This window comes from Pelomonas sp. Root1217 (assembly GCF_001425705.1).
Taxonomy (GTDB): domain Bacteria; phylum Pseudomonadota; class Gammaproteobacteria; order Burkholderiales; family Burkholderiaceae_C; genus Pelomonas.
Window position 1 is genome coordinate 477,501 of sequence record NZ_LMDC01000027.1, and the last position, 19,294, is coordinate 496,794.

Sequence of the window (19,294 nt, forward strand, 5' to 3'; positions counted from 1 at the left end):
CGGGGGGGCTTGCTGCTCTTCCTCGCGGCGTTCATGGCGCTCGGCGCGTTCAACGGCCTGGGCCGCATCGATGCGCTGTTGTCGGACCGCCTGCTTGCCTGGGACACCCGCCCTGTGGCGCGGGACATCGTCGTCATCGGTATCGACGACGCGAGCCTGGCGGCGCTGGGCCGCTGGCCCTGGCCGCGTGCCGTGCATGCGCGCCTGCTGGACGCGCTCACCGCCGCCGAGCCGCGCGTCGTCGGCCTGGACCTGCTGCTCTCGGAGCCCGATGCTGCCGGCGATGCGCAGCTCGCCGCGGCAATGCAGCGCAACGGCAAGGTGGTGTTGCCGCTGCGCATGGCGCCGCTGCCGTCGGGTACGGCGGTGGTGTCGTTGCCTGTGCCTGCGCTGGCCGGCGCGGCTGCGGGCCTGGGACACATCCATGTCGAGCTGGATGCCGACGGCGTGGCCCGCCGGCTCTTCCTGCGCGAGGGCTTCGGCGATGTGCTGTGGGAGCACTTCGCAGTGGCCGTGCTCAAGGTGGCTGGCCAGGCGCCGCCGGCGCTGGCGGCCAGCCCGGCGCCTGGCGCGGGCGCCACGGCGGGCTGGTGGCGCCGTGCGCAGCCCTACACCATTCCCTACGCCGGCCCGCCGGGTCACGTGCGGCGCGTGTCCTACCTTGACGTGCTCGAAGGCCGCGTGCCGGCCGCGTCGCTGCGGGGCGCCATCGTGCTGGTCGGCGCCACCGCGCCGGGCCTGTCGGACGCCTATCCCACGCCCATGGCCAGCCAGGACGCGCTGATGCCCGGCGTGGAGATGTCGGCGCAGACCATCGCCGCCTTGCGCGAAGGCCGCAGCCTGCGCGCCGCCGCGCCCTGGGAGGCGGCGCTGCTGACGGTGCTGGTGCTCGGCCTCGCCGCTGCGGCCCTGCGCCTGGCGCCACCGCGGCTGGCGGTGTGCGCGTTGCTGGCGCTACTGCCCGGCACCGTCGGCCTGGCCTGGGCGCTGCAGCTGGCCGGCGTGCAGTGGCAGCCCGGCGCGGCCCTGCTCGGGCTGCTGCTGCTGTACCCGTTGTGGAGTTGGCAGCGGCTGGACGCGGCGTTGGCCTACCTGGCCCGCGAGTTCGAGCGCACGCGCCGGGAGCTGCCGCCGGGCGAGGCCGACGACCGGCCTGCCGCTGCGGGCGACCTGCTCGACCGCCGCATGGCGGCGCTGTCGGCCGCTGCCGAGCAGGTGCGCTCGCTGCAACGCCAGCGCCAGCAGGCGCTGCACTTCCTGTCGCACGACCTGCGCGCGCCGCTGTCGGCCACGCTGGCGCTCATCGAACTGCAAGGCGGCGCCAACGCCGCCGCAGCGCTGCCCGTCATCGAGGCGCATTCGCGCCGCGCGCTGGAGATGGCCGAAGGCTTCGTGCAGCTCGCACGCGCGGAATCGGCGCAGGGCTACCGGCTGGAGGCGCTTGACCTGCGCGATGCGTTGGTGGAGGCGGTCGATGCCTGCTGGCCATTGGCTCAGGCCCGGGCGGTGGCGCTGGACAGCCCGGCGCCAGCGCATGAGTGCCTCGTGTCGGGTGACCGTTCCATGTTGATCCGTGCGCTGGTGAACCTGATCGACAACGCGCTCAAGCATGGCAGTTCCCCCGGCGGGCGCGTGCAGTGCGAGCTGGTCACTGCCGGGGCGGGCTGGCGCATCGAGGTGGCGGACGCGGGCGCACCGCTGCAGCCGGAGCTGGCCGCCGGCCTCTTCACCGCTTTCCGGCGCGGCGCGACGAGCGCGCCCGGCGCGGGCCTCGGCCTGGCCTTCGTGCAGGCCGTCGCCCGGCATCACGGCGGTCAGGCGGGCTGGCGCGGCTTGGCGCAGGGCAACGTGTTCTTCATCGAGCTGCCCGGCAGCGCAGCCGGCTGAGAAGGTCAACAAACGTCAGCGCGACTGGCCGCGCCGGCGGCGGCCCCCCATCATCGCGGCCGCTGCGCATCAAACCCTGCGCGGCACCGGATCACCCGCGCTCCCGCTGTGGGCAGCGGCCGGATGTGTGCAGTCAGTCACGCTAGCGTCCCCGGCTCGAGGGGGTCGGCTGCGCACCCGCCGCAGGAACAATCGGACATCCAACAACAAGCTCGGCGGGCGCCGAGGTACAAGCAACTATCCACATGACGATCTTCATTCGCACCCGTTCCGCAATGGCCGTTGCCGGCCTGTTCGCCTTGATGGCCAGCCAGGGCGCACACGCTGACACGTTCGTCCAGACCTACGAGCTGCCAGGCGTCAAGAACACCACGACAACGTTCTCGGGTGGCACCGGAGTCGAGACGTTCGACACCCGCTCCACGGGCACCGGCGGTTTCGTCTCCAACTTCGGCGGCAGCACGATCACCGGAACCTATAGCAATTCGCTCCGTGTCGACCCGGCGAACCAGTACGGCAGCGCCAACGGCATCGGCAACCATGCCGTCACGTTCTCGTCGGCCGGCTACTCGATCGCGCTCGACACGCCGGTCAACTATTTCGGCTACTGGCTGTCGGCACTCGACACGGGCAACGTCGTCGAGTTCTACAGCGGAACGACATTGGTGGGCTCCTTGGGTGCGGCAGCGGTGCTGTCCTCGATCGGTGGCAATGCCACCTATTTCGGCAACCCCAACGGCCAGTTCGCCGGCATGAACTCGACGCAGCCGTACGCTTTCGTCAACTTCTACAACACCAACGGCACCTTTGACCGCATCGTGTTCCGCGAGGAACCGTCGTTCGGCGGCTACGAGTCCGACAACCACACCATCGGCATGTACCGCGACATCACCGGCGTGCCGGTGGTGCCCGAGCCGAGCACCTACGCCCTGATGGCCGCCGGACTCGGCGCCGTGGCGTTTGCGGCGCGCCGTCGCCGCCAGCGTTGAGACGCTTCGGACCGAGAAAACAAGGGGCTGCTTCGGCAGCCCTTCTTCTTGAGTGCGCCGAGCATGGGCGCACATCCTGGAGGTGCAAGTCCTCCCGCGAACTGGTCAAAGCAAGCGAAGTGAAGCGCACCTGCCCGCCACCTATGGCGACGAGCGCTTCCAGCACCATCTCTTCGGCGGCATGTACTGGTCGGCAAGCCTTTCACGAGTGGTAGGACCGCTGCTGGGTGGCAAACTGCCCGCGTGAGCGCCGTTGCCAGCGGTGCGCCCTGTTGATGGCAAATCTGTGAATCGCGTTCGCGTTGCGAAAGGCAAACGTGACAAGCCGAGGGCTGTGTTCCACTCAGCCGGCGTTTCCCGGCGCCTGACCCAAGCCCTCAATCCAGTCCCTCAACTGAAATATGGAAGCCAATTCGATGACATTCACGAAGAGCATTACCGCGACCGTCGCACTGACCCTTTCCCTGCTCCATGCCGGGCAAACTAAAGCAGACACGATCCTTGGCCCGGGTGATGTCAGCATCGCCGCCAACGACGAGGCAGCGAGCTTGATCGTCGTCGACTTGACGACCTCCCAGGCGCTCAGCGCGGGCAGCTACTCGGCCTCAACGTTCAACTACCAATTCTCCGCATTCGGTGGCAATGCGGTCGGCGGGACGGTGGCTCCATTCCTCGCGACATTCGACGGCGCGCACTACAGCGTCATCGCGGTGGGTGACACGGTCTCTACACCGATCGGCGGGGTCGGCGCGTTCACTTCGGTGGCGTTTGGAGGGAGCAATACCTTCACCCTCGGCTCGGCCACGACCGTGTTTGCCGGCCTGTACGAGAAGAACATTGCTGGCTTCAAGGAGCCTATCGGTTTCGCCGCCGGTGGATCGTCGTACTTGCTCTTCAACTCGGGCTTTGCTGGACCCGGAGACGTCAACTTCCCCGTCGTCGGCAGCGACATCAGCGGAGGCAACGGTGCTGGAACTTTTGCGCGCAGCTACGATTTCAGCGTCGGAGTCACTGCGGCAGTTCCCGAGCCCTCCAGCGTCGTCCTGCTGGCCGCCGGAGCGCTCGCGTTGCTGGCGCACTCACGACGCAAGGCTGTGAGTCGCTCGGCGAACCGCGCCTAACCTCGCACTGCAACGGACCCGGCCACGGCAACGGCAAAGCGTCGAGCTGCAGGACGGCACCAACTCCGCCGCTACGTTGCCCGTCATCGAGGCGCACGCACGCCGCGCGCTGGCGATGTCCGAAGGCTTCGTGCAGCTCGCACGTGCGCAGCCGGCCCAGGCCTACCGGCTGGAGACGCTGGACCTGCGCGATGTGTTGGTCGAGGCGGTCGATGCCTGCTGGCCGCTCGCCCAGGCACGGGCCGTTGCGCTGGACGGCGCGGCGCCGGCGCAGGAATGCCTGGTGTCGGGGGACCGTTCGATGCTGATCCGCGCGCTGGTGAACCTGATCGACAACGCGCCCAAGCACGGTAGTTCTTCCGGCGGGCGTGTGCAGTGTGAGCTCGTCGCGGCCGGCGCGGGCTGGCGCATCGAGGTGGCGGATGCTGGTGCACCGCTGATGCCGGACTTGGCCGCGGGCCTCTTCACCGCCTTCCGCCGCGGCGTGACGGGCGCGCCGGGCACGGGTCTCGGCCTGGCTTTTTTACAGACCGTCGCGCGGCACCAGGCGGGCTGGCGCGGCCTGGCACAGGGCAACGCGTTTTTCATCGAGCTGCCCGCCGACGCCGCCGGCTGAGCCGGCTGAGCCGGCCGAGAAGGTCAACAAACGTCAGCGAGGCTGGCGGCGCCGGCGTCCCCCCTCCATCATCGCGGCCGCTGCGCATAGAAACCCTGCGCGACAACGGATCACCCGCGAGGAACAAGCATGAAGAAAGCATTGGCCGCCGAGTTCATCGGCACGTTCTGGCTCGTCCTGGGAGGCTGCGGCAGCGCCGTGCTTGCCGCCGCCTTTCCGCAACTCGGCATCGGCCTGCTGGGCGTGTCGCTCGCCTTCGGCCTGACGGTGCTGACGATGGCCTATGCCGTCGGCCCGGTGTCGGGCGGGCACTTCAACCCCGCTGTCTCGGTGGGCCTGTGGGTCGGCGGGCGCTTCCCGGCCGCAAGCCTGCTGCCTTACGTCATCGCCCAGGTGACGGGCGCCGTGGCCGCCGGCGGCGTGCTGGCGCTCATCGCCACCGGCAAGCCGGGCTTCGACCTGGTGGCCAGCGGCTTCGCCTCCAACGGCTATGGCGAACACTCGCCCGGCGGCTACTCGCTGCTGGCGGCGCTGGTGGCCGAGGTGGTGCTGACCGCGCTGTTCATCCTCATCATCCTGGGCACCACCGCCAAGCGCGCGGCCACCGCGATGGCGCCCATGGCCATCGGCCTGGCGCTCACGCTCATCCACCTGATCAGCGTCCCCGTGACCAACACCTCCGTGAATCCGGCGCGCAGCACCGGCGTCGCGTTGTTCGTCGGCGGCTGGGCCATCGAGCAGCTGTGGCTGTTCTGGGTCGCGCCGGTCGTCGGCGGGGCGCTGGGCGCGTTGCTTTACCGCGTCACGCTGGATGAGGAAAATTCACGCGCCTAACGCGCTGAGTGACCGGGGCCGGCGAGGCTGCCCTGCGCCGCTCTTAACGTCCCGCCTGCCGCCGAAGCGCCGCCGCCGCGCCGGGCTGTACTCATAAGGCCGGACCACCGGCTGACCAGGGATCTCCCCTTCCACTTTTTTGTTGTGCCCCATGCGGGGCAGGGCATCGCCTTGCCTCGGAGAACACGATGACGTTCGCTCGCCTGTTACCTCGTCTTGCCCGCCACGTGGGTTCCGCCGTCCGCCATGCCCTGGCGCCGCTGGCCCTGGGATTCGCGTTGGCGGGAAGTGCCCATGCCCAGCTGGTCGTCACCGGCGTGCCGGACAGTCCCGATCCGGTGCCCGCCGGCGGTACGGTGACCTACACCGTCGGCATCGGCGACGCGCTGGGCGCGCCGCGCAACAACGTCACGCTGAACTTTGACATCCCCGCCGCCGGCCGCTACGCCGGCACAGGCACGCTGCCGGGCGGCGTGTCCTGCGCCGGCATGGCGCTGGGCCAGACCGGCCCCGGCACCGTCACCTGCACCGGCATCAACGTGCCGGCGCTGGCTACGGTGCAGGTGCCGCTGCGGGTGCGCACGACCGTTGCCGGCACGCTGACAGTCAACGCGGCCCTCGTGGGCGGCAACTCGCAAAGCGAAACCACCACCGTCAACACGGGTGCCGACCTGCAGCTGGCGATCAGCACGAACGCCAGCGCCGCAGCCGGCAGCACGCAGAACGTGCAGTTCACGGTGAGCAACGCCGGACCCGATGCGTCGCCGCCATCCACGCTCAGCTACAGCGTGCCGCCGGGCTTTGCGCTCACCGGCACGCCCGGCGGCTGCTCGTTGGTGGGCAGCACGCTGACTTGCAACCTGGGTGCGCTGGCCAACGGCGCCAGCACCAGCATCACTGCCACCGGCGTCATCGGCGTGGGCGGCAGCTCCACCCTTACTCACTCGGCCGACATCACGGGCACCGGTGGCGTGGGCGACGGCGACACCAGCAACAACGTCGCCAGCGCCAATACCGCGGTCACGGCCGGCAGCAGCCTCTCGGTCACCAAGACCAAGTCGGTGGCCGACCCGGTGGAGGTGGGCCAGACCTTCAACTTCCAGTTCGCGGTGCGCTACAGCGGTGACTTCCCAAGCGGTGCGCAGCTGCAGGACAACCTGCCCGCCAACTTCTGCCCGGTCGCGCCGGCCAGCTTCTCCAGCGGCGGCTGGTCCTGCACTGCCTCCAGCACCTGCCCCACGGCCGGCGGCACGCTCACCTGCACGCGCGCCGGCGGCGGCAGCGCCGGCAGCAACGTCTCGCTGGGCACGATCAGTGCGCCCGTGCAGGCGCTCACAAGCGGCGCCGGCATCGTCAACACAGCCACCGTTGCGGCCACCGGCGTGAACGCGGCCAATGGTTCGGTGAACACCACTGTGATCGATCCGGCTTCGGACCTGCGCGCTAACAAGGCCAAGAGCTGGCCGCAGGCTGCCGTGCCGGTGAACCAGGCCTTCAACTACACGATCTCGGCCACCAACCTCGGCCCCAGCGCCATCCCGTCCAGCGGCACGATCACGCTGACCGACACGGTGCCGGCCGACCTGCAGGTCAACAGCATCACGGCGCCTGTCGGCTTCAGCTGCTTGTCCTCCGGCGGCGCCAGCTTCCCGCAGGCCGGGGCGGTGACCATCACCTGCACCAGCACCAACGTCGCACTCGCAGTCAACGCGACCACCAGCAACGTCACCATCAACGCGCAGGCCACAGCCGCCGGCGGCACACTGACCAACCAGATGTGCGTCGGCTCTACCAACGCACCGCCCGATAACGCGGCTGCCAACGACTGTGCCAGCGTGGGCGTGAACCCGCAGCTCAATGGCGCGCAGGCCGACTTGTCGGTGCTCAAGCGCGTGGTGGGCGTGGGCGATGCGCCGGGCAACCGCCAGGAGGCCGGTTCGCCCATCGTGTGGGAAATCGAGGTCGTCAACGCCGGCCCGCAGCCCGCCACCAACGTGGCGGTGACCGACACTTTCAACAACGTCTTCAACGCCAACGCCGGCCAGTACTCGCTCGCCACTGTCGCCGGCGGCGCCACGCTGGGCAGTTGCAGCCTCGCGCCGTCGGGCTCGGCCGTCTCGCTGAGCAGTTGCACGATCACCAGCCTGCCGGTATGCACGGCCGGCGTGGACTGCCCGCGCTACCAGGTCACGGTGCGTCATTTCGGGGACGGCGCCTCGGGCAACGACCAGTTCACGGTGACCAATACCGCCTTTGCGCTGGCCCAAAGTGAGGCCGATCCCAACCTCACGAACAACAACGCCAACAACAACACGGCGGCCAGCGCCTACTACATGGCGCGCGCCGATGTGGCAGTGACCAAGACCGACAACCCCGACCCCGTCTCGGCCGGCCAGCTGCTCACCTACACAATCACGGCGAGCAACCCGTCGGCCACCAGTGCCAGCCGCGCCTTTGGCGTGAGCGTCGACGACACGCTGCCCGCGGGCCTCGTCTACCTGTCGTCCACTGTCAGCGGCGGCGGCAGCTGCAGCACCGCGCCCGCCGCCGGCAGCACCACCGGTCCGGGCAACAACACGCTCATCTGCGGCTGGACGTCCATCGCCCGCGGCTCGCAGCAGACGGTCACGGTGCGCGTGCGCGCCACCGCGGCGCTGGCTGTTGCCCTGGGCGGCAGCGGCTCCATCACAAACTCGGTCACGGTGTCCGCTACCACGCCGGAGATCGCCGGCGGCGCCGCCAACAACACGGCCACGCAGCCCACGGCCATCAATGCGCCGTCCTATGACCTGATCGTCAACAAGACCGACGACGTCGACCCTGTCAACGTTGGCGACAACGTCACGTACACGCTCACCGTCACGAACAACGGCGCTTCCACCGCCGAGAACGTGCTGCTCATCGACACGCTGCCCGCCGTGGCCGGCGCGCCCACGTTTGTCGGGCTGGTCGGCGCGCTGCCGTCCGGCGTCATCTGCAACACCTCGGGCGTCACCGTGGGCGTGGCCGGCGGCAGCATCAGCTGCACCATCGCGAGCCTGGGCGGGACCGGCGGCGGCGCCACCGGCGAGACGAACTCGGTGCAGGTGCGCGTGCGCCTGCAGGGCGCCGACAAGGGCACCTTCTCCAACGCCGCCTCGGTGCGCTTCGCCAACGCGGCGCAGGACGCCTTCGACCCGCAGGCGAACAACAGCGTCACCGAGCCCACCACCTTCCGACTCAAGGCCGACGTGCAGGTCGTCAGCAAGGCCGCCGTCGCCACCAGCACGGCCACCCCGCTGGCCGCCATCGCACAGGGCATGGGCTTCGACTGGCTGGTCACGTTGCGCAACAACGGCCCCCAAGCCGCCGAGACCACCAGCTTCGCCGACACCCTGCCGGCGGGCCTGCAGCTCACGGGCGCGCCGGTGTTCACCGTCACCTCGGGCACGTTCACGCCCGCCGGGCCGAGTTGCACCGGTAACTCCGGCGGCACAAGCACCATTTGCGCCATCACCAGCATGCCCTCCGGCGGCACGGCCACGGTGCGCATCCCGGTGCAGCTCATCAGCAACTTGGCGGACGGCACGGTGCTGACCAACACGGCCAGCATCGTCACCACCGGCTCGGGCGACACCGACGGCGGTGCCAGCCCGAACGCCGGCAACAACTTCAACAGCGGCAGTGTCACCGTGCAGACCTCCCTGCTATCCGGGCGGGTCTACGAAGACAGCAACGCCAACGGCCAGCCTGATGCGGGCGAGCCCGCCATCGCCGGCGTGACGATCACGCTCACAGGCACGGACAGTGGCGGCGGTCCCGTCACCCGGACCACGACCAGCGACGCCAGCGGCAACTGGAGCTTCAGCGTGCCCCCGGGCACCTACACGGTCACCGAGACCCAGCCCAGTGCCTTCCTGGCTGGCATCACGCGGGCCGGCGGCGTCACTGGCGCCGGCAGCAGCCCCGGCAGCGTTCCCACCGGCGGCGCAGGAGTTATCAGCGGGCCGAATGGCTCCAACGCCAACGTCATCCAGGGCATCGTGCTCGGCGCCGCTGGGGCGTCCACCAACAACCTGTTCGGTGAAGTCCGCGCCGCGTCCATCGCGGGCCGCGTGTATCAGGATGCCGACTACAGCGGCGCCTACACCCCCGGTGAGCCAGGCATCGCCGGCGTGACGCTGCAACTCACCGGCACAGACATGACCGGTGCCGCGGTGAGCCTCACCACGACCAGCGCCTCTGACGGCAGCTACAGCTTCACCGGCCTGCTGCCCGGCAGCTACGCGGTCATCGAGCCCACGCAGCCCGACGGCTTCGCCGACGGCAGCGAGACGGCCGGCAGCGCCGGCGGCAGCACCGCCACCAACGAGCGCATCAGCGCCATCGTGCTGGCCTCCAACACCAGCACCACCGGCTACCACTTCGGCGAGCGCCTCCCGCGCGTGACTGTGCGTGTCTTCGAGGACGCCGACAACGACGGCGTGCCCGCCGCGGGCGACGCTGGCATCACCGGCGTGACGCTGCGCCTGACCGGCACTTCGTCTACCGGCGCCACGGTCGACCTCACCGCGACGCCCATCGCCGGCCAGCCGGGACGGTATGAATTCGTCAACGTGCCGCCGTCGTCCGGTGGGGGCTATACCCTGACCGAGACCCAGCCAGCCAGCTATGCGCCCGGCAAGGCCGGCGCCAACGGCCATCCCGGCAACGCGCAGAGCAATGGAAACTTCATCCAAGGCATCACCATCGCGGGCAGCAACACGCCGGCCGTCCTGGGCGACTACCTGTTCGGCGAACTCACCGGCAGCCAGATCCGCGGCCGCAGCTACTATGACCGCAACGGCGACGGCAGTGCCGGCGCGCCGGCCAGCGAGCCTGGCATCGCCGGCGTGGCCATCACACTGACCGGCACCGACGCCAACGGCAACGCCGTGTCGGTGGTCACCTCCACTGACGCCAACGGCGACTACGTCTTCAACAACGTTGCGCCCGGCACCTACACGGTCAGCCAGGCGCGCCCGGCGGGCTACCTGCCCGGCCTCACGCGCGCCGGCACCGTCACCGGCAGCGGCTCCGTTGCAGGCAGCGTGCCCACCAGCGGCACCGGTGTCAGCACCGGCCCCAANGGATGTCGAAGGGCAGGGAGGTGGAGATGCCGTTCGGGTAGAACTCGTGCTACCTGCCCGGCCTCACGCGCGCCGGCACCGTCACCGGCAGCGGCTCCGTTGCAGGCAGCGTGCCCACCAGCGGCACCGGTGTCAGCACCGGCCCCAATGGGTCCGACGCACCGCTGGTGCAAAACATCCGCCTCGGCAGCCCCGGCTCCAATTCGAGCAACAACAACTTCGCCTCAGTGCGCCCGGCCTCGCTGGCTGGCCACGTGTATGCCGACATCGCGCCCGCCAACGGCCAACGCGATTCCGGCGAGTCCGGCATCGCGGGCGCGACCGTCACGCTGAGCGGCACTGACTTCCTGGGCCGCAGCGTCTCGACCCTGCTGACCACCGCCACCGACGGCGGCTTCAGCGCCACTGGCCTGCTGCCTGGCGTCTATCAGCTCGACGAGACCCAGCCCGACGGCTATGCCGACGGCCCCGAGCACCTGGGCACCGTAGGCGGCAGCGCCCGCGGCACCGCCAATCCCGGTGGTGTGAACGACCGCCTTGGCGCCATCGCGCTCGCCTCCGAGGAAGGGGGCTTGGACTACGACTTCGGCGAACGCCTGGCTCGCGTGACCGTGCATGTGTTCGAAGACGCCAACAACGACGGCGCGCCTGTCGCGGGCGACGCCGGCATCACCGGCGTCACGCTGCACCTCACCGGCGGCTCGAGCACCGGCACGCCGGTGGATATCACGGCCACGCCCATCGCGGGCCAGGCGGGTCACTACGAGTTCCGCAACGTTCCGCCGTCTGCAGCCGGTGGCTACACCATCACCGAAACGCAGCCGGCCACCTATGCGCCCGGCAAAGCCAACGTCAATGGCAACCCCGGCAGCGCGCAGGCCAATGGCAACGTGATCCAGGGCGTCGCCATCCCGGTCAGCGGCACGCCGGCCGTGCTGGGCGACTACCTGTTCGGCGAACTCACCGGCAGCGAGATCAGCGGCCGCAGCTACTACGACCGCAACGGCGACGGCAGTGCCGGCGCGCCGGCCAGCGAGCCTGGCATCGCCGGCGTGGCCATCACGCTGACCGGCACCGACGACAACGGCAACGCCGTGTCGGTGGTCACCTCCACGGACGCCAACGGCGACTACGTCTTCAACAACGTTGCGCCCGGCACCTACACGGTCAGCCAGGCGCGCCCGACGGGCTACCTGCCCGGCCTCACGCGCGCCGGCACCGTCACCGGCAGCGGCTCCGTTGCAGGCAGCGTGCCCACCAGCGGCACCGGTGTCAGCACCGGCNGCTACCTGCCCGGCCTCACGCGCGCCGGCACCGTCACCGGCAGCGGCTCCGTTGCAGGCAGCGTGCCCACCAGCGGCACCGGTGTCAGCACCGGCCCCAATGGCTCGGACGCACCACTGGTGCAAAACATCCGCCTCGGCAGCCCCGGCTCCAATTCCAGCAACAACAATTTCGCCTCGGTGCGCCCGGCCTCGCTGGCTGGCCACGTGTATGCCGACATCGCGCCCGCCAATGGCCAGCGCGATTCCGGCGAGCCAGCGCTGCCCGGCGCGACGGTCACGCTGACCGGCACCGACTTCCTGGGCCGCAGCGTGTCCATCGTGCTCACCACGGCGGCTGACGGCAGCTTCAGCGCCACCGGCCTGCTGCCCGGCAGCTACCAGCTCGACGAGACACAGCCAGCCGGCACCGGCGACGGCCCGGAGCACCTGGGCACCGTGGGCGGCAACGCCCGCGGCACGGCCAACCCGGGCGGCGCGAACGACCGCTTCGGCGCCATCGTGCTCGCCTCCGAGGAAGGGGGCGTGGACTATGACTTCGGCGAACGCGGCGGCGAGATCATCGGCCACGTCTACGTCGACAACAACGGCAACGGCCGGCGCGACGCAGGCGAGCCGCCGATTGCCGGCGTCAAGCTCACACTCAGCGGCACGAGCGCTGGTGGCCTGCCGGTCAACCTGACGGCCACCACCGGCGCCGACGGCCAGTACCTGTTCGACGGCGTGCTGCCCTCGGACGCCACCGGATACACCATCGCCGAGACCCAGCCCGTCACCTATGCCGACGGCGCCGAGACCGTCGGCCGCCTGAACGGCACCGCCACCGGCACGCTGGCGGCCAACGACCGCATCGCCGGGCTTGTCTATACAGGCGGCTCGGGCGACGGCTACGACTTCGGCGAGCAGGGCGCGTCCCTGTCGGGCAGCGTTTCCAACGACGTCAACGGCAACGGCCAGCGCGATCCGGGCGACCTGCCGCTGGCGGGCGTGACCATCACGCTGACTGGCACCGATGCCGCCGGCCAGCCGGTCAGCCGCACGGCCGTGACCGGCCGCGACGGCCGCTACCGCTTCGCCGACCTGCCGCTGGACAACGGCACCGGCTACACGCTGGTGCAGACGCCCGTGCCTCAGTCCACACACACCGGCGAGACGCCCGGCACGCTGGGCGGCACGGTGCCGGCGGCGCGCCAGCTCAACGTCAAGCTGCCCACGGTGGCGGCCAACGGCACGGCCTACGACTTCTTCGAGCAAAGCAGCGCGCCGTCCGTCGTGAGCGGCCGCGTCTGGCGCGACAGCGACCATGATCGCGTCGCCGACAGTGGCGAGCCCACCGTCGCCGGCTGGACTGTGGAGCTGGTGAGCTGCGCCGACGGCAGCACCAGCTGCGACAACACCGGCGCCCAGGTGCTCGACACCCGCAACACAGGTGCCGACGGCAGCTACCGCTTCGCCAACGTGGTGGCCGGTGCCTACCAGCTGCGCTTCCGCGACGCGCAGGGCCGCCTGGTCGGTGGCACCTGGCCTACCGATCCTGTGCTCAACGCATCGGGCGGAGCCTTCCCGACCGTGTCCGGCATGGCGCCGCGCGGCTGGATCCCGCTAGCCGTGACAACCGGCGTGTCCGTCGTCAACCAGGACCTGCCGCTCGACCCGGGTGGCGTGGTGTTCGACAGCTTGAGCGCCGAGCCGGTGCCGGGCGCCGTGGTCACGTTCAGCGGCCCCGCGGGCTTCGATGCGGCAACGCAGCTGCTCGGCGGCAGCGCCACGCTGACCACCGGGCCCGAGGGCGACTACCAGTTCTTCTTGCTGCCCGGCGCGCCGGCCGGCCTGTACACGCTGGCGGTGATCCCGCCGGCCGGGTATGTCGCCTCGAGCACCTACCCGGCGGCCGCCGACCCGCTGGACGCCGTGAACTGCACGGCGCCCGGCAGCACCGGCACCACGCGTGGCAGCGAGGCCTGCATCGTCAGCGCTGCGTCCCGCCCGCCGGCCGGCCCCGCCGCGCCGTACTTCATGAGCTGGCAGATGGGGGCGGGCGGCGCACGGCCGGTCGTCAACAACCACATCCCGCTGGACCGCGAGGGCTCGGGCTTTGCCATCGAGCTGCGCAAGACTAGCTCCAAGCTCACCGTCAAGAAGGGCGAGCCGGTGCCCTACGTGATCACCGCGCGCAACGCCAGCGGCGGCCCCGTCGGCAACGTGGCGCTCGTCGACACGCTGCCGCCCGGCTTCAAGTACCTGGAAGGGTCGCTGACTGTGCAGACGCTGCCGAACGGTTCCGTGGTGCCGGTCAAGCCCGGCTTGGCCGGCCGCCAGCTGACGCTGCCCAACCAGTCCTTCCTGCGGGGCGAGACCAAGCGCATCTCTATGGTGCTGGCGGTCGGCGTGGGCGTGGGCGAGGGCCAGTACGTCAACAGCGTGGTGGCCACCCAGGGTGTCGACGGGCGCGCGCTCTCCAACATCGCCACCGCGGCAGTGCGCGTTGTGCCCGATGCGCTGCTGGACTGCACCGACGTGATCGGCAAGGTCTACGACGACAAGAACGCCAACGGCGTGCAGGACGAAGGCGAGCCCGGCATTCCCAATGTGCGCGTCGCCACCGTCAACGGCCTGCTGGTCCACAGCGATGCCGACGGCCGCTACCACATCGCCTGCGCGGCCGTACCCAAGGACGGGACCGGCAGCAACCTGGTGCTGAAGGTGGACGAACGCACGCTGCCTTCGGGCTACCGCATCACCACGGAGAACCCGGCTTCCGAGCGCGCCACGCGCGGCAAGGCCGTGAAGTTGAACTTCGGCGCCACGGTGCACCGCGTGGTGCGGCTGGAGCTCAAGGCCGCCGCCTTCGTGTCGGGCGAGGTGGCGCTGCAGCCGGCCCACCAGTCGCGCCTGGACCAGGCCGTCACGGCCCTGGTGGAGCACCCCTCCATCCTGCGCCTGGCCTATCAGCCGGCCCCGGATGAAGCCGCCGACCTCGGCGAGGCCCGCATCGCGGCCTTGAGGTCGGCGCTGCTCGAGCGCTGGAAGGCGCAAGGGCAGGCCCAGGGCAAGGCCTTGTTCAACCTGGACATCGAGGTCGAGCGCATGCCGGCCTTGCTGAACCGCTGATGCAGGAGCACGCCATGACGACCCTGCCTCCGAACCCTATCCGCGCCTACCGCATGACCCGTCCTCACTTCCGACGCGCGGCGCTTGCCGGCGCCGCGGCCACTGCCTGCCTGGTGATCGGCCTGCCAGTCAACGCAGCCGCAGCCGCGGCCGACGCGACCTGCCACGCCGACGCCCGCGGCCGCTTCAGCGACCGCTGCGCGGCCGATCCGCGCGCCGTCGAGATCGACGGCCGTGACCACCTGCCCGCCTCCAGCGAGCGCGAGCTGCCCAAGCTCACCGTGATCCTGGGCGACCCGCGCGGGCTGAAGGAGCAGCGCGAGGAGACCGTCCGCATCACGCCGGGCCAGGTGCAGCCGCATGAGGAGTCGCACCGGCCACTTTTCGACTCCGGAGAGGATCTGCTCAAGCCCGAGGACCAGGCGCGACTGGACGCCATCGTGGCCCAGGTACGCGGCCGCCAGGGCCTGCGCTTCGAGATCGTCGGTCACACCGACGTGCAGCGCATCAAGCCCGAGCTCCGCCCGCGCTTCCCCGACAACCACGCGCTGGGCCTGGCGCGCGCCCACCAGGTGGGCCGCTACCTGACCCGCCACCTGGGCCTGCCCGAAAGCGCCTACCAGGCTGGCTCGCGTGGCCCCGACGAGCCGCTGGCCGAGCCCCGCGAGGACCGCGCCAACTGGGCCGCCAACAGGCGCGTCGAGGTGCGCGTGTATTGGCAGGAGACCACGCCGGACCGGGTCGAGAAGGAAGTGCGCGTGACGCAGCTGGACCCGAGCGCCTGCGGCATGCTCTCGCCCTATGCCGCCGACGACGCGCCGCTGCGCCTGACCATCGACGGCCAGGCCGTGGTGGGCACGGACAGCGCCAGCGCCGATCGCCAGCGCTGCATCGACGTGCGCCTGGAACGCGACCGGCTGCGCCTGCAGTACGACAACCTCGCGCAGCCGCGGCGCCTGAACGCCACCGCCTGGCCCGCGACCGCCGTGCCCGGCGAGATGGTGCGCTTCGCCGGCTACAGCAACTACCGGTTGTTCCAGGCGCGCGCCGAGCTGCGCCTGTACAGCAGCGATGACGCGATGCGGCCGCAACTCGTGGCCACGGTGCCGCTGGACGCCGAACTGCGCGCGCAGTGGACCGTGCCGGCCGAATGGGCGCAGACGCCGCTGGCGCGCCGCAAGCTGTACTGGCGCGTGCGGGTGCTGGACGGCGAGGGCCGCTTCGACGAGACCGACGACATCCCGCTGACCCTGGCCGACCGCCATGCGCCGGGCGGCAACGGCGATGGCAGTGGCGAGCCGACCGCCGAGCAGCGCCTGCTGGCCGCCTACGGCAGCACGCGGCTGGCCGTCGTCAACATTCCCATCACCGGCGGCACTGTGACAGCCAGCGGCGAGGGCGTCTCCGCTGGCGAGCGCGTGCGCGCGTTGGGCCTGGATGTGCCGGTGGATGCGCAGGGCAAGTTCGTTTTGCAGCAGCTCGTGCCGCGCCGCGTGCAGACCGGGGAGATCGTCGTCAGCAGCGCGGACGGCAAGGAGCGTATCTACCGCCGCGACTTCGAGCTGCCCAAGCGTGACTTCTTCTTCGTCGGCCAGGCCGATCTGACGCTGGGCCACGACCGCACCAGCGGCCCCGCCGCCCTTGTCACGCAGGAACGTAGCCGCTACAACAACGACACCTGGAGCGAGGGGCGCCTGGCCTTCTACGGCAAGGGACTGCTGGACGAGCGCTGGACGCTGACCGGCAGCCTCGACACCGAGGAGCGGCCGCTCAAGGAGCTGTTCCGCAACCTCGACCGCAAGGACCCGACCTCGCTGTTCCGCCGCATCGACCCGGTGGACAGCTGGGGCACCTTCGGCGACGACTCCACCAGCATTGAGGACGCGCCCACGCAGGGCCGTTTCTATCTGCGCGTGGACGACGGCCGCTCGCATGCGCTGTGGGGCAACTTCAAACTCAACCTCGGCAGCGACAACAGTCTGGCCCAGGTCAACCGCGGGCTGTACGGCCTGCAGGGCCGATTCGTGGGCGCCGAGAGCACCAGCTTCGGCGACGCCCGCGTGCGCGCCGAGGTGTATGCCGCCGAGCCCGGCACGCTCGCCGCGCGCGAGGAGTTCCGCGGTACCGGTGGGTCGCTGTACTACCTGCGCCACCAGGACATCAGCCGTGGCGCGGAGAAGGTGTGGCTGGAGATCCGCGACCGCGATTCCGGCCTGGTGATGCAGCGCCGCGCGCTCATCCCGGGCAGCGACTACGAGGTCGACTACCTGCAAGGGCGCGTGTTGCTCACCTCGCCGCTGGCAAGCCTGGCTGACAACGGCACGCTGGTGCGCGCGGGCGGCCTGAGCGGTCAGCCGGCCTACCTGGTGGTGGACTATGAATACACGCCGCTGGCCGGCGACCTCGACACGCTGGCCGTGGGCGGGCGCACCGCCTGGTGGGTCAACGACGGCCTGCGCCTGGGCCTGACCGCCGCCAAGCAGCGCCAGACCGGCGGCGACCAGCGCCTGGCCAGCGTCGATGTGCTGCTGCGCAAGAGCGACAACACCACGCTGAAGATCGAGGCCGCGCGCAGCGACGGTCCTGGCATCGGCAGCACCACGTCGCTGGACGGCGGCTTCGGCTTCGCGCAGAACACGCTGGCGGGCGACCCGCGCGGCGCCAATGCCTGGCGCGTCGAGGGTCAGGCCGACCTCGCCGACCTCGACCTCGCCAAGAGCGGCCACGTCGGCGCCTATGCGATGGTGCGCGAGGCCGGTTTCTCTGCGCCGGGCCAGGTGGCCGCGAACGAGACCCGGCAGGCCGGCGCGAGCGCGACGGTGCCGGTGGGCGAGCGCACCGAGCTGCGCCTGAAGGCCGACCACAAGGACGAACGCAACGGCTACAACACCGACGCCGGTGACGCCCAGGTGGCCTGGCGCGTCGACGACCGCTGGACGCTCTCGACCGGCCTGCGCAAGGACCGCAAGGGCACCGATGCCGTCAACACCTCGCCGCTGCTGCCCGGCTCGCCCGTGGTGAACGGCGAGCGGACCGACGCCGCTGTGCAGGCCGACTACGACAGCGGCCAGGGCTGGGGCGTCTACGGCTTCGGCCAGAAGACGCTGGAGCACACCGGCACCCGCCAGGACAACGACCGCCTGGGCGTGGGCGCGCGCTACCGCGTCAACGACAAGCTGTCGCTGCGCGGCGAAGCCTCGGGCGGCGACGGTGGCGCCGCCGGCAAGGCCGGCTTGGATTACCAGTACAACGACCGCTCGAACGTCTACGTGACCTATGCCCTGGACACGGGGCGCACCGACGAGACGCTGAACGCGCGCGGGGGTGCGCTAGTGGGCGGCGTCAAGTCGCGCATCGCCGACGGGCTTAACGTCTACACCGAGCACAAGCAGACGACCGGCGCGCAGAGCGGCTTGACCCATGCTTACGGCGTGCAATACGCGCCCGACGAGCGCTGGACCTTTGGCGCCAGCGCCGAAAGCGGCCGCATCGAGGCCGAGAACGCTGGCGAGACGGACCGCGAAGCCGTGGGCTTCACCATCGGCTTCGTCAACGCGAAGGTGAAGTACTCGGGGGGCATGGAATACCGGCGTGACCGCTCGGCCACCGATGCGCGCCGAAGCTGGCTGCTGAAGAACGCAGTCAGCGTGCAGGACGGCCCGAACGCGCGTTGGATGGGCAAGCTCAACTGGGCCGATAGCGACAGCGCCACCAGCGCCCTGGCGGCCGCGAAGTACACCGAGGCGGTGCTGGGCTACGCGTTCCGGCCGGTCAGCAATGACAAGCTCAACCTGCTGCTCAAGTACACCTACCTGTACGACCTGTCCTCACCGGGCCAGGTCGTGGCCACCGACGTGACCCCCACGTCGGTGAGCACGCTGGGCATCGACTACCAGCAGCGCAGCCAGGTGGCTGCGGCGGACGTGACCTACGACCTCAGCCACCGCTGGACCGTTGGCGGCAAGCTGGCATGGCGCGGCGGCGAACTCCGCCCCAGCCGCGACAGCAGCGCGCCGTGGTTCAAGAGCAGCGCGCAGCTGGCAATCGTGCGCGTCGACTGGAAGGTGGTGCGGCAGTACGACTGGCTGGTGGAGCTGCGCACGCTGCGCGCCGGCGAACTCGGTGAGCGCAAGAGCGGCCTGCTGACCGCCGGCTACTACCACGTCAACGAGAACTTCAAGGCAGGCCTGGGCTACAACTTCACCGATTTCTCTGACAACCTCACCGACATGAGCTACCGCAGCCGGGGTGTGTTCGTGAACCTGCTCGGGAAGTTCTAGTCGACGCAAGTCGCGGGGAAAGGCCGAGCCAGCAGCCGACCGGCGCCGCAACTTTATCGGGCTAG

The 19,294-nt window shown here is 70.4% G+C and carries 9 protein-coding genes; all 9 read left to right on the forward strand.

Features of this window, described 5'->3' with window-relative positions:
• Positions 1-9: 9 nt before the first annotated feature.
• The 9 genes from ASC95_RS19850 (at position 10) to ASC95_RS19885 (ending at position 19,229) form a co-directional block, all read left to right on the forward strand.
• Positions 10-1,887, forward strand: a complete 1,878-nt coding sequence (locus tag ASC95_RS19850; protein WP_057299416.1) for a CHASE2 domain-containing protein — start codon at positions 10-12, stop codon at positions 1,885-1,887.
• A gap of 245 nt (positions 1,888-2,132) precedes the next feature.
• Entirely contained in the window at positions 2,133-2,876 is a 744-nt protein-coding gene (locus ASC95_RS19855; protein ID WP_057299417.1) for a PEP-CTERM sorting domain-containing protein, read from the forward strand.
• A 401-nt stretch (positions 2,877-3,277) separates the two neighbouring features.
• On the forward strand, positions 3,278-3,997 hold the full coding sequence (locus tag ASC95_RS19860; protein ID WP_057299418.1) for a PEP-CTERM sorting domain-containing protein: 720 nt from the start codon (positions 3,278-3,280) through the stop codon (positions 3,995-3,997).
• A gap of 76 nt (positions 3,998-4,073) precedes the next feature.
• Positions 4,074-4,613: a sensor histidine kinase KdpD gene (locus ASC95_RS19865; protein WP_057299419.1), complete on the forward strand. Its 540-nt coding sequence runs from the start codon at positions 4,074-4,076 to the stop codon at positions 4,611-4,613.
• A gap of 129 nt (positions 4,614-4,742) precedes the next feature.
• On the forward strand, positions 4,743-5,447 hold the full coding sequence (gene aqpZ / locus ASC95_RS19870) for an aquaporin Z (RefSeq protein WP_057299420.1): 705 nt from the start codon (positions 4,743-4,745) through the stop codon (positions 5,445-5,447).
• A 488-nt stretch (positions 5,448-5,935) separates the two neighbouring features.
• A partial coding sequence (locus ASC95_RS32560; protein ID WP_369820626.1) for a beta strand repeat-containing protein occupies positions 5,936-10,554 on the forward strand: 4,619 nt, incomplete at its 3' end.
• Positions 10,555-10,665: 111 nt separating this feature from the next.
• The coding region (locus tag ASC95_RS32020) for an SdrD B-like domain-containing protein (RefSeq protein WP_255355273.1) at positions 10,666-11,838 on the forward strand (1,173 nt) is incomplete at its 3' end.
• A gap of 207 nt (positions 11,839-12,045) precedes the next feature.
• The gene (locus ASC95_RS32565) at positions 12,046-14,949 is read left to right on the forward strand and encodes an SdrD B-like domain-containing protein (protein WP_369820627.1); all 2,904 of its coding nucleotides are present in this window, start codon (positions 12,046-12,048) and stop codon (positions 14,947-14,949) included.
• Positions 14,950-14,963: 14 nt separating this feature from the next.
• Complete coding sequence (locus tag ASC95_RS19885; protein ID WP_162250815.1) at positions 14,964-19,229, forward strand: OmpA family protein; 4,266 nt, start codon at positions 14,964-14,966, stop codon at positions 19,227-19,229.
• The last annotated feature ends 65 nt before the right edge of the window (positions 19,230-19,294 follow it).